This window comes from Daejeonella sp. (assembly GCF_046590655.1).
Lineage (GTDB): Bacteria > Bacteroidota > Bacteroidia > Sphingobacteriales > Sphingobacteriaceae > Daejeonella.
The window spans coordinates 1-13,823 of record NZ_JBKJUM010000157.1 but is presented as its reverse complement, the minus strand read 5'-3'; the positions used below and the strand labels follow the sequence as shown (position 1 = coordinate 13,823).

The 13,823-nt window shown below is 39.6% G+C and carries 7 protein-coding genes; all 7 read left to right on the top strand.

All coding sequences use genetic code 11. From position 1 onward, the window contains the following. Positions 1–2,433, top strand: a 2,433-nt coding sequence (locus ACLL8Z_RS14490; protein ID WP_411275508.1) for a DUF1549 domain-containing protein, incomplete at its 5' end; no start/stop codon positions are given. Between the two features lie 21 nt (positions 2,434–2,454). Beyond that, a complete protein-coding gene (locus ACLL8Z_RS14485) occupies positions 2,455–3,879 on the top strand; it encodes a DUF1501 domain-containing protein (protein WP_411275507.1) in 1,425 nt (474 codons plus the stop codon). 29 nt (positions 3,880–3,908) lie between these two features. Then, on the top strand, positions 3,909–4,934 hold the full coding sequence (locus tag ACLL8Z_RS14480) for a hypothetical protein (RefSeq protein ID WP_411275506.1): 1,026 nt from the start codon (positions 3,909–3,911) through the stop codon (positions 4,932–4,934). A 642-nt stretch (positions 4,935–5,576) separates the two neighbouring features. After that, positions 5,577–8,777 (top strand): SusC/RagA family TonB-linked outer membrane protein, encoded by a 3,201-nt coding sequence (locus ACLL8Z_RS14475; protein ID WP_411275505.1) that lies wholly within the window; start codon positions 5,577–5,579, stop codon positions 8,775–8,777. A 47-nt stretch (positions 8,778–8,824) separates the two neighbouring features. Beyond that, positions 8,825–10,333, top strand: a complete 1,509-nt coding sequence (locus tag ACLL8Z_RS14470; protein ID WP_411275504.1) for a RagB/SusD family nutrient uptake outer membrane protein — start codon at positions 8,825–8,827, stop codon at positions 10,331–10,333. A gap of 161 nt (positions 10,334–10,494) precedes the next feature. Next, a complete protein-coding gene (locus ACLL8Z_RS14465; protein ID WP_411275503.1) occupies positions 10,495–11,646 on the top strand; it encodes an FG-GAP repeat domain-containing protein in 1,152 nt (383 codons plus the stop codon). 111 nt (positions 11,647–11,757) lie between these two features. Continuing rightward, on the top strand, positions 11,758–13,823 hold a 2,066-nt coding region (locus ACLL8Z_RS14460; RefSeq protein WP_411275502.1), incomplete at its 3' end, for a PQQ-dependent sugar dehydrogenase.

The following is a 13,823-nucleotide window of genomic DNA, read 5'->3' as shown; positions in this document are numbered from 1 at the left end:
TTGCTGCAGCTGATGTATAGTGGATTTTCTGAATCTTCTTCACTCGCTTCTTCAGCTTTTGTAAATTTCTGGCTCTGGAGATTTTTAGGGAGGCTTCATCCTTTAGCTGTTCATTTTCCTGTAGCTTTTCTTGTGTTTGCCGCCATACTGGAACTTTTCACCCTGAAAAAATTCGGCTCAGCACTACGTCCCGGGATTAACCTCCTTATAGCAGCCGGCGTGATCTCCGCGATTTTTTCAGCTGTATTTGGATTCTTACTCTCTCTAAGTGGAGACTATGGAGAAGATTTGAGCTTACACCAATGGATAGGCATCGGTACAGCTTTCCTGGGGGCTGTTTCCTGGTTACTGTTAAACAGGATATTGAAAAAAAACCAACTCAATCTGGTAACACCATATCGTAGTATATTATTTTTAAGTGCTCTTGGAGTATCGCTGGCAGGACATTTTGGAGCATCCCTGGCACACGGGAATGATTACCTGTCAAGTACGCTTCCCTGGAGCGCTGATTATACAGCAGCCGAATCTGACAATTTCGAATTGACCTCGTTTAAAAATGATTCCAGCAAATTAACTATAAAACAGGAGATCGAGCTCAATGTGCAGGTGAAAGCAATATTTGCACATAATTGCTATAAATGTCATGGGGATGAAAAAGTTAAAGGCGAATTACGGCTTGACCGGAAGAATATGGTTTTCAAAGGTGGCGAAAATGGGCCGGTCGTTATCCCTGGAAATGCGCGTGAAAGTGAAATATTTCGCCGTATTACGCTGCCTTCCAATCATAAAGATCATATGCCTTCCAAAGGAAAAAAACTATCGGAAAATGATATCGCCATAATAAACTTCTGGATTCAGAAAGGGGCTCCATGGCCCGATGGGCCTGATAAAGAAAATGTTTTCAAAGTGGCTGCACTTTCTCCCAGAAACCCCCCACTACCACCCGTTTCCGGTCATATAACCAATCCGATCGACCGGTGGACAAACCAGTATTTTATAAAAAATAAAACTTCCTGGCCTAATCTTATTGATGACAGAACTTATTTAAGAAGAATATTTCTTGACATAATCGGATTGCTACCGAGTCCGCAGGAGATTGAAGCATTTACCAAAGATAGCAGACCGGATAAAAGGTCATTATGGATAAAACAACTGCTAAACCGCGAAGATGATTATGCTATGCACTGGCTTACTTTCTGGAATGATGCCTTAAGAAACGATTATACAGGAACTGGCTACATCACTAAGGGTCGCTATAATATTACCGACTGGCTGTATAAATCAATCAAATCAAATAAGCCATATAAGCAGTTTGTTAAAGAATTGGTTAGTCCCGATGAGGAATCAAAGGGCTTTGTTGAAGGTATCAAATGGCGGGGGGTTGTAAATGCAAGTCAGAGAACTGAAATGCAGGCTGCACAGAATGTATCGCAGGTTTTTTTAGGACTAAATTTAAAATGCGCCTCCTGTCATAATAGCTTTATCAGCGATTGGAAACTAGAGGATGCATATGCCTTTGCCAACATTTTTGCCGATAGTACGCTTGAAATAAATCGATGCGATAAGCCTACCGGTAAATTCACCGATGCCAGAATGCTGTGGAGAGAACTGGGTGTTATTGATAATAAAGCTACTGTATCCCGAAAAAGAGCACAGTTGGCAGAAAACATGATTAAACCGGAGAACGGACGCTTGTATCGTACTTTAGTAAACAGAATATGGGCGCAGCTTATGGGAAGAGGTCTTATTGAGCCTGTTGACGTGATGGATAACGAACCCTGGAGTCGGGATTTGCTGGACTGGATGGCTTTCAATTTCGAGCAGAACAAATCTGATATGAAAGAGCTGATTTATCTCATCACAACTTCCAAGACATACCAATTGCCCTCTGCTGGGTTTAAGGACGCTACTAAAATTGTGTCACAGGACTACAAGTTCACCGGAATGCTTAGGAAAAGAATGACTGCAGAACAGTTTGCGGATGCCGCAGGGACAGTTATTGGTCCACTTTTTCACGATTCGCTTGTAAAATATAGGCCATTTATGCAATCCGGATACGTTCGACCAAGTCCTCTTTTCGCTCGTGCTTCACTGGTAATCAATAATACTTTTCTCACTGCTTTAGGTCGGCCGAACAGGGAGACAGTTTCCACCAGCCGGGAGTCTCAGGCGAATCTGTTGCAAGCTCTGGAATTAACTAACGGTGAGAGGTTTAATTCAATGATCAGAAAAGGAGCAGAAGTTTGGAAGCAAAGGTATAAGCACAGTGATAAGATTATTAAAGAAATTTATAAAAGGGCCTTAGGGCGTGAAGCGCAACCAAAAGAATTTAAAATTGCCAAAAAATTATTGGGCGACAAACCTGAAACAGATTCCATTGAAGATCTAATCTGGACCATTATGCTTCTTCCAGAATTTCAAATCATTTATTAAAGCTTAATTTAATTATTACTCATGAATACTCCGTGGAATAGAAGGGAATTTTTAAAAAGTACCAGTGCCGCCACTATTGCAGCTCTTGCAGCAGGGGTTCCCATGACAAGTTTTTTAACTTCATGCAACGGCAGAAAATCAAATTCCAGCGCCGATACGGTTATTTTACTTTGGATGGCAGGAGGAATGGCTCATACAGACACATTTGATCCAAAAAGATACACCCCTTTCAGCAAAGGAATGAAGGCAAATGATGTGTTGAGCACCTTTAAATCTGTGCCAACCATACTCGATGGTGTTTCCTTTTCGGAAGGTTTGGGTTCAATCGGGAAAGTAATGGATAGAGGAACTGTTATCAGGTCTTATGTGGCTGGTGATATGGGACATATATTACACTCTCGCCATCAATATCACTGGCATACTTGTTATAAACCTCCGCAATCTGTTTCTGCTCCCCATATAGGTTCCTGGATAGCAAAGGAGCTGGGTCCAATGAACCCCGTTATACCTGCTTTCATTGATATCGGACAAAGATTTACTTTAGGAGAAGGAGAAGAATTGAAAGCCTTCCATACTGCCGGGTTTTTAGGAAGCGAATACGGGCCATTCCTAATACCGGATCCATCTGCTGGTCTGGAAAGTGTAAAGCCACCTGTTGGCATGTCTGCAATGCGGTTTGAAAAAAGAAATCAATTGTATAATGATCTGATAAGTAAAAGTTCAACAGGCGAATTCGGCAGCGATTATCAGAAGGAATCTTTGAGAAGATCTTTGGAACAGGCCTATATCCTGCTAAAATCACCAGAGGCTGCGGCATTTGATCTGACTAAAGAACCTAAGCAGAGCTATGATATCTATAATACTGGAAAGTTTGGTTTAGGTTGCCTGATGGCACGCCGGTTAACGGAACAGGGAGCGCGTTTTATTAGCGTTACCACAGAATATGAACCCTTTAAAAGCTGGGATACACATGATAATGGCTATACCCGTTTAATTGATATGAAGAAGCAGATTGATGGCCCTGTTTCCCAGTTGATCAAAGATCTGGAACGTAGCGGACACTTGGATCGTACCATGATTATATTAGCCAGTGAATTCAGCAGGGATATGATGGTGGAGGGACGCCCAGATCTTAAAGTGCAGGAGCAGGTTAATCAACCAGATATTATTGATGATATCAAAAATTATGGGATGCATCGCCACTTCACCGACGGGTGTTCTATGTTAATGTTTGGCGGAGGAATTAAAAAAGGCGAGGTATATGGTAAAACAGCAGATGAACGCCCCTGCAAAACCATTGAAAAACCTATCGTAATTGATCAAATACACCAAACCATTTATCATGCACTGGGCATTCAGGAAGACGCTAATTATGTTGTAGAAAAAAGACCATTCTATACTACACCAGATGGCTTGGGTAAAGCAGAGCTTGAGTTATTCACCTAAAAAAGAGCTAACCAATTAAATAAATACGAATGAAAAGAAGAAACTTTATCAAGCAAACAGCGATAACAACCAGCAGCTTGTTGATTATGCATGATTTATTTGCTAAACCTCAGAATAAAGTATATGGTCATAATAACATGACTTATACACTGGATACTTCCTGGTCTAAAGCAAACTCAGCTCAACTCCCTGTAAAAGACTGCCATGAGATGGTTCAGGACAGCAAAGGCAGAATTATCTTGTTAACTAATGAAACAAAAAATAATATCCTAATCTTCAACAAAGATGGAAAAGTGCTAGATAACTGGGGTCATTTGTTCCCCGGAGGTCATGGTCTATCCGTGCATAACGAAAATGGGACAGAATTTCTATATATCACCGATACCTCAAAACATCAGGTCTATAAAACGACTATGGATGGTAAAGTGCTTCTTACCATTAATGCACCTATGGATGCTGGTATCTATTCTAAACCGGAAGAATTTGTACCTACAGAAACGGTTGTCGATAAAAATGGAGATATTTTTATTGCCGATGGCTACGGTGCACAGTACATATTGCATTATGATAAACAAGGCAAACTAATTAAATATTTTGGTGGGCGTGGCGAAGGTGATGCGCATTTGGATAACGCACACGGTATTTGCTTTGATACACGTAATAATAAACGTACGTTGCTAATCACCGATCGGACAAGGAATTGTTTCAAAAGATTTAATAAAAAGGGAGAATTGCTGGAAGTAATTAAACTTCCCGGTGCCTGCGTTTGCCGTCCGGTTATTCACGGTGATTATTTATATGCCGCTATATTCCGCTCGCCAAATTCGAGTGCCTCAGGTACTGGTTTCGTCACTATTCTGGATAAGCACAATAAAGTGGTCAGTAATATCGGTGGTAACGAGCCCCTGTACGTGAATGGTATTTTGCAGCCTATGCGACAGACCGACAAAATATTTGTTCATCCCCATGATGTATGTGTAGACCGCGATGAAAATATGTATGTGGCACAATGGGCATCGGGAAAAGTTTATCCATACAAACTAACACGAGTCTAAGGCAAAAAGATATTTGCATAATGAGATTCTCTAAAAAATGCTCTTGTTCATAGATGGTCCTATCATTTATTCAGAGAGAACTGCGAGGGGATAATGTATCCTAAGCAAGTTTTTTCCATCTCAGCGATAAAAATTGAATCATTAATTAGTGGGCAAGAAGTTTTAATTAACATGTCCAATCCTCAGTGATACAAGAGTTATCTTGGGATCAATTGGTGCTTTCAGAAATCGGTTAATGGAATCGAAATGTTATGAAGGTCCACTCCGAATTTACCTTCAGGTTGAAAGTCATCCGTATTTTTCTATTCTTTTTGAATAAGCATTTTTTTATCTCTTTCTGATATTCCTTAATTCAAGTGCAAAGTATCATATATTTAATTATAAATATTTGCAAATCAGATACTTATTAAAATAATTTTTTATTTAAAATTATTTTAATAAGCAGGTCAGGTCAGGACAGAAAAGTTAATATTCATCTATAAATTGTGATCCTGATTTAAAAATTAAATAAGCTTTTGAGTTTAAGGTTCATATTTAAATAATAAAAAGCAATAAGATGAAATAAGCCCAATTGAATACCGGAGATATCGGAATTTGGGATCAACATTTTAAATCAAAATCTAAACCACTAAACTTAAATAAATGAAAAAGACACTTACCTCATCCAAAAACAGGCCTTTAATAAGAAAATGGAGGATGACTAGCATGAGCTTGTTATCCTTGCTTTTGATAATAAGTCCCGGTTTTCTACGTGTAACAGCTGCCCTGAAAGATCCGAGTGCTCTTCGGGCCATTACATCAAACTATATCGTTCCTGGTAAAATAGTAAGTAATGTTGATATACCGGTAAAAGGAAACATCACGGACCAAAAATCCGGCGAAGTGCTAATCGGCGTTTCTGTGAAAGTGAAAGGAACTAATATTGGTGTTTCTACAGATGCCAATGGTAACTATTCTTTGGATTCGCCCGAAAATGGGATTTTGGTTATTAGTTATATTGGTTATGAAACGTTAGAAGTCCCTGTTAACAATAGAGGAACTATTAATATTCAATTATCAGGGTCCAACACTTCATTAAATGAAGTTGTGGTTGTAGGTTATGGTAGCCAGTTAAAACGGGAGATAACGGGTGCCGTTCAAACAGTTAAGTATAAAGATTTACAAGATCTGCCTGTTACCACAATAGCACAAAAGTTGCAAGGTGCTTTGGCGGGTGTTCAGATCAATCAAACAACAGGCAAGCCTGGTCAGGGCATGTCAATCCGGATCCGGGGCCAATTGTCTGTTTCGGCCGGTAGCGATCCTTTATATGTTGTTGATGGATTCCCCATTACCGGCAATATCAGCGCCATGAATCCCGATGAAATAGAGGACATATCTATTTTAAAGGATGCAGCTTCGACTTCCTTATACGGTTCCAGGGCTGCCAATGGGGTAGTGCTTATAACGACTAAAAAAGGAAGTGCCGGTCAAACCAATATCAATTTCAACACATTTACCGGGATCCAACGGGTACCTGTACAAGGAAGAATTGAAATGATGAATGCCGTGGAATTTGCACAATTCAAAAAGGAATCATATGAAGATGCGAAGCAACCTGTACCTGATATTTTTCAAAACCCTTCTCAATATGAAGGTAAAAATAACGACTGGTATGATGCTTTGTTAAGACAAGCACCCCTACAGAGCTATAATTTGACCATTACTTCTAACAAAGAAAAAGTTAATACATCGGTAATTGCAGGTGTTATTAATCAGAAAGGTGTTGTTTTGAATAACGAGTATAAAAGATATTCGCTCCGTTTAAACTCCGCCTATGCTATTTCTGATAAGGTGAATTTAGGATTCAATATCGCTCCTTCTTATGTGTTTGACAATACCCCCAGATCGGATGGAGATAGAGGAACCGGAATTCTTTTCAATGCATTACATACATGGCCCATTATGCCCATTCGGGATGACAAAGGCGACCTGACTTTATTTAATAGATTTCCCTCAAGTACGGGTAACATCTTTGCTTACGCAAACTGGGTAAGGTCAGCAGAAGAGTTGATTAATGAAACAAAAACAACTAACCTGCTTTCGAATGCTTTTATTGATTATCAGCCCTTAAAAGGACTAGTGCTCAAATCCACATTCAATGCGGAATTATTGAGCAGTAAATTTTTCTTTTTCAATCCTTCTACAGCAACCAGCAGTATCAATACACCGATTCCTACTACTGCATCATCACAACGATTGAATGGTCAAAATTTTTCATGGCTGAACGAAAACACAGCAACCTATACTAAGAGTTTCAGTGATCATAATTTTGAGCTATTAGGAGGTTTTACCAACCAGAGATTTCGTCAGGAAACAACACAAATTAGCGCTGATACCTATTCGGACGACAGGCTTCCAACAATCCAGGGGGCGATTAACATAAACCGTGGCGGTACTTTCAGTGGGGTTGCAGAGTGGGGTCTGACCTCTTTTATATCAAGACTTAACTATAATTACAAAGGCAAATACCTGTTTAATGCTGCCGTTCGTAGTGATGGTTCTTCCCGTTTTGGATCAGCTAATCGATGGGGTACTTTCCCTTCCATCGGTCTTGGATGGATAGTTTCAGATGAGAGTTTTCTTAAAGATTTGCCAAGCATATCATTTGCGAAATTAAGAGCTAGTTATGGAATAATCGGAAACAATAACATTGGTAATTATACCCATTACGCACTTATAAATAACACAGTTAATGCAGTTTTCGGCAACAATGTGGCTGCGGGTGCAGTGATAACATCTTTAGCCAACCCTAATTTAGGATGGGAAACTACCAAGCAAATGGATTTGGGTTTAGATTTGAGTCTGTTCAACGATAGATTACAATTCACCTATGATTATTATGTAAAAAATACCAGTAATTTACTTTATAGTGTACAGATCGCGCAAGAATCCGGATTTGGCAATTTCAACGATAACATTGGAGAAATTAAGTTTTGGGGGCATGAATTTGCACTTACTAATCAAAATACTATCGGTAAACTTAAATGGACAAACAATGCAAATATTTCATTTAACCGGAACAAGGTAATGGCTCTGGCTGATGGAATTGACAGGGTATATGGTAATTTCCATATCACTCAAGTGGGAAAACCTTTTGGACAATTCTATGGCCACATCTCCCAGGGGATGTACAAAAATGCTGAAGACCTAAAAAATTCCCCGCAAGTACCTGGTAGGTCAACAGTTGGTAGTATAAAATTGACAGATCAAAACGGAGATGGCATAATAACGAATGGGGGGGACAAAGATGATAGAGTAATCATGGGGAGTCCTTTTCCAAAGTTCACCTATGGAATGTCAACAAACTTGCAATTTGGAAAATTTGATTTTAACATAATAGGTTCTGGTTCATTTGGCAATCAACTACTTGTTCGTCACTTATATAGTACGGCAAATCTGGATGGGGTTTTTAATATGGTTAGAGAAGCTCAATACCGTTTTAGGTCAGAAGCTAATCCAGGTAAAGGGATGTATGGCACCACGGTAGGTGGAGGTAACGTTACGGGCATTGAAAGAGACTGGATGAATAGTCGCTTCATAGCGGATGCCTCATTTTTTACCATTAAGAATATTACACTCGGTTATGATGTTGGTATTAAAACTAAGCTTTTTAAATCAGCCCGGGTTTATACTTCTGTACAACAGGCTTTCGTATTTACAAAGTATTGGGGTGGACCAAATCCTGAAACCAGTGCCCAGGGAAACGGTCAAGGGGATGGAGGGAATTTAAGCCAGGGAATAGATCTTTCCAATTATCCGGTGCCTCGTACCTTCAGCCTTGGTGCTAACCTGAATTTTTAAAAATACCTAATTAACTAATTTGTTTTTAATATCTATATTTTAATAACATGAAAAGAATCATTGTAATCACTTGTTTTTTATGCTTTGCATTGGCAAGTTGTAAAGATAAATTTCTAGAAATATACCCTGAGACGGCTTTGAGCTCCGAAACATTCTTCAAAACCGAATCCGATTTCCAACAGGCCGTTAATGCGGCTTATGTGCCGCTGAGAAACATTGTTAATGACAGGGCATGGCTTTTAGGGGAAATGCACTCCGATAATACCTATTATGCGCGTAACATCCTGTTTGGCGCTACGGAGCAGCAGGAAAATATTGCCGACTTCGCTATTCCTACAGCACAGGGAATTACCACCAATGTGCATGTTCTGGTTCAGTATCGCTTAGACTACCAAATCATAGCCCGCACCAATCAGGTTTTGGCGCTTATTGATGGCGTTGATTTTAATGCCGAATCAAAAAATAACTTAAAAGGGCAAGCTTATTTTCTTAGAGCCTATGCCTATTTTGAATTGGTAAGATATTTCGGAAAAGTTCCTTTGCACTTAACTCCCGTCACCAATCGTTCGGAAGCTGCTTTGCCATTGGCATCCGTTGATCAAATCTATGCCCAAATTATAAAAGATGCTGATCAGGCTACCAAATTGTTGTTTAATAAAGCTAAACAAGAACCGGGCCGCGCCACTTCTGGTGCAGCAAAAACATTGTTGGCCAATGTGTATATTGTGCAAAAGAAATGGGCTGACGCTGAGAAACTCTTGAGAGAAGTAGTTACTAACGATGGATATGGTTTGATGCCCGATTATGCAGATGCTTTTTCTACTTCAACTGCTAATAAAAATAATAGGGAGTCGGTTTTTGAAGTTCAGTTTCAAGAAGGTTCAGCCGGTTATGCCGGAAGTTTTTTATATAACTTTATGCCTCGCCCAATGAGTCCGGATGAGCTAAAAACAATTACTGGAACCTCCAATCCTCAGCCTCTAACAGGAGAAGGAAATAACATTCCAACCCCTGATATCATTGCTGTTTACGAAACCGGAGATAAAAGACTTAACGCCTCCATTGCATACATTACATTAAGCGGGAGCTTAAGGGAAAATAAAGTATACCCTTATATCAAAAAATACGCAAAGGTTCACGCTTTAAACGGGAATCATGGTACAAATTGGCCTATTTATCGTTACTCGGAAGTTTTATTGTTGTTGGCAGAATCGTTAAACGAACAAAATAAAAGTATGGAAGCCGCAACTTACATGAATCAAGTTCGATCTCGTGCGGGTTTAGCAAATTATATGGCCGCTTCACAAGCGGAAATGCGAACTGCTCTTTTTAGAGAAAGAAGAGTAGAGCTGGCTTTTGAAAATAAACGCTGGTTCGATTTAGTACGATCAGGAACGGCCACGGCTGTTATAACAGCTTATGGAAACAGAATTAAGGCAAATCCCCTTGATTATTATTATCCTAAAGGCGCAGTTCCCCCGGGAAATGCCTTTACACAGTTAGAGTTGCTTTACCCACTTCCTGCGGACGAGGCTGCTTTAAATCCTCATTTTTAATATTTCTTTTAAAACAAGCCGCTTCTTTGAGTAAGCCGGCTTGTTTTTAGATTCTGCAAAGTAAATTCGATGGCTCATGCACTTATGTATAAGTCCGTAGTAATAAAGTTTGCAAACATAGTAAGAGCATTTGTAGTGATATAATGGGAAATATTATTTTGATGTATAGAAAATCTACGACGATTCTTTTATTTTTTGCCGGATTATTCATTTTTCCCGCAGTGTCGTTTCAATCTAAATTTCATTTAAAATTCAGAAAGCAGATGATTGCTGCTGAAAGTGCAGAATCTGCCGGAGTTTTTGATGTAAATGGGGATGATCTTTTAGATATTGTCTCCGGAAGTTATTGGTATGAAGGGCCATCATTTCTGAAGCGCCACTTAATAGGCCAGGTAAAAAGAGTTAATGAATATTTTGACGATTTTTCAACAATACCACTTGATGTGAACGGAGATGGAAAGACAGATTTTATAACAGGTGGTTGGTTTAATAAGACGCTTTTATGGCGGGAGAATCCAGGCAATGATAAAGAATGGCAAACACATGAAATTGCAGTTACGGGCAATATAGAGACTACACGATCTTGGGACATTGACGGAAACGGATTTGACGAAATTGTGCCTAATACTCCAGGTTTGCCGCTGGCTTATTATACATTAATACGTGATAAGAATAATAGGGCTCAGGGGCAATTCTCCAAAACAAAGGTGGCCGAAAAACACGGTCATGGGTTGGGATTTGGAGATCTCAATGGAGATGGTAGAGGAGATTTTGTAATATCAGACGGCTGGCTGGAAGCTCCGGATGATCGGGAACATAAAGCTTGGAAATTTCATCCTGATTTTAATATAGGAGATGCAAGTGTTCCTGTTGTTGTAGCTGATGTTAATCAGGATGGACTCAATGATCTAATTGTGGGCCAGGGTCATTCGTACGGTCTGGATTGGCATGAACAAAAGAGGGATGGAAATGTGATAAGATTTGTCAAACATGCCATTGACCCCTTCCAGTCCCAGTACCACACGATGGAATGGGCTGATATAGATAATGATGGTCAGATGGAATTAATTACCGGGAAGCGTTACCGCGCTCATAATGGAAGAGATCCGGGAGATAATGATCCACCCGGACTTTATTATTTCAAATGGAATGGTGAATCATTTACTAAAAATGTTATAAGTTATGGTCCTTTTGGAGTTGGGAAGGGCGCAGGCATTTTCCTCTCTATTGCTGACCTGCATAAAACTGGGATGAAGGATATCATCGTTGCAGGTAAGGATGGCTTATGTGTATTTTTTAGTGAGGCGCCATAATTTACTTTTTGAAATATATGTATATTAATAAAATGTTTAAAGCCTTGTCAGGGTAGGTGTCAAAAAAATCACATTCATTTTTAAAATAGAATCTTTTAATTAAATATTTATATGAGCATAAATCGGAATACATCTGTAAAATTATTAGTAGCACTTTCTGTTATTCTTATTATTGGAGTTTCTTTTATCGGCAACGTTAAGGAAACTAGTAGAAACAGAGCCCGGGAATTAGATCCAAAAGTGGAAAAGCTTAAGCTGTTGCCCGACTTCAAGGCAGAACATCTATACAGCCCTTCTGAGAATAAGAACGGATCGTGGGTAGCGATGACATTTGATGATAAAGGTAGAATGATTACTTGTGATCAATATGGATATCTATATCGATTAACTATCCCCCCAATTGGAACGGATTCTGTTAAATCGAAGACTATTGTCGAAAAGCTTGAGATAAAGATAGAGGGTGATACCTCCAAAGAGAAGATAAAAATGGGCTATGCTCAGGGTTTATTGTACGCTTTCAATAGCCTTTACGTGATGGTTAATCATAAAGGTGATACCTCAATGGCTAAGAGTAGTGGTCTTTACCGACTTAAAGATACCGACAATGATGATCAGTACGATGAGATAACCTTGCTTAAAGACCTGGTTACTCCGGGAGGAGAACATGGACCACATAGTATGGTCATTTCGCCTGATCAAAAGTCAATTTACCTCATAGCTGGCAATCATGTGGATGTTCCCAAAATGGATGCCTATCGTTTGCCTGAAACCTGGAAAGAAGACAACTTATTCCCTTTAATAAAAGATCCTAACGGGCATGCTAATGATCGTTATGCTCCGGGTGGTTTTGTTGTCAAAATAAATCCGGAGGGAACAAGCTGGGAATTGATCAGTGCGGGATACAGAAACGCATTTGACCTTGCATTTAATGAACTTGGAGATATGTTTGTTTATGATGCAGACATGGAATGGGATTTTGGAATGCCATGGTACCGCCCTACACGAATAAGCCATTCAACCAGCGGCAGCGAATTTGGATGGCGCACAGGTAACAGTAAATGGTCGCCGGCATATCCGGATAACTTGCCGCCAGTATTAAACATCGGACAGGGCTCACCTACAAGCCTTTTCAGCGGAAATAATGCTCGATTCCCGGAAAAATATCGCAGAGGATTATTTGCCTTCGACTGGAGTTTTGGGATCATCTATGCCGTTCAATTAATTCCAAGCGGGTCTTCGTACAAAGCAACTGCGGAAGAATTTATTTCCGGTGCGCCATTGCCCTTAACTGATGGTATTGTTGGGCCAGATGGGGCTATGTATTTTTTAACAGGAGGACGTAGACTCGATTCAGACCTTTACCGTGTTTATTATGGCGAAAACACTTTATCAAATACTCCATTAGTAACGAATACTTCACGTGAGATACTGGAGGCACGTAAATTAAGACAGCGATTGGAATCATTTCATGGTGCCCCAAATGCAAAAGCAATTGGCCTGGCGTGGCGAAACATGGGAAATGAAGATCGTTTTATTCGTTATGCTGCCCGTATGGTAATGGAGCATCAGCCTCTTAGCCAATGGCAGGAAAGAGCATTCAAAGAAAAAGATCCTCAGATACTTACTCAAGCCATGATTGCTATGGCCAGAACTGGAAATAGAGGTTTACAAGTCAGGATGATCAATGCATTAATGAATATAAACTACAGTATATTACCTGAAGCTCAGCAAATAGATGTTTTAAGAGCTTATGAATTGATAATTTCCAGAATGAGTAAACCCTATGATGCTGAAAAAGTTAAATTAAGCGCTTACCTAAATCAATTCTATCCTGCCAAAAGCAATGAATTGAATCGTTCATTCAGCAAAGTTTTGGTTGCTCTGGATGACCCATTAGTAGTTCAAAAAACACTGGCTTTACTTGACGGAACCGTTCAGGACGTGGATGATCAAAAATCTTTCATGCAGTCTTCGGACTTAATCCTGCGTAATCCTCAATACGGACTTGACATTGCAAAAATGTTAGCCAAAACACCACCTGCTCAGCAAATTTATTATGTAACGGCATTAAGTGAAGCAAAAAATGGCTGGACAACAGAAAGAAGAGAGAAATATTTCAAATGGTACTATACAGCGTTTGGATACAGGGGAGGTAATAGTTTTGTCGGTTTTATTGA

Coding starts and splice junctions, on each gene's coding strand:
- ACLL8Z_RS14470 (WP_411275504.1), top strand. CDS start 8,825: ATGAAAAGAATCATTGTAATCACTTGTTTTTTATGCTTTGCATTGGCA.
- ACLL8Z_RS14485 (WP_411275507.1), top strand. CDS start 2,455: ATGAATACTCCGTGGAATAGAAGGGAATTTTTAAAAAGTACCAGTGCC.
- ACLL8Z_RS14465 (WP_411275503.1), top strand. CDS start 10,495: ATGTATAGAAAATCTACGACGATTCTTTTATTTTTTGCCGGATTATTC.
- ACLL8Z_RS14480 (WP_411275506.1), top strand. CDS start 3,909: ATGAAAAGAAGAAACTTTATCAAGCAAACAGCGATAACAACCAGCAGC.
- ACLL8Z_RS14475 (WP_411275505.1), top strand. CDS start 5,577: ATGAAAAAGACACTTACCTCATCCAAAAACAGGCCTTTAATAAGAAAA.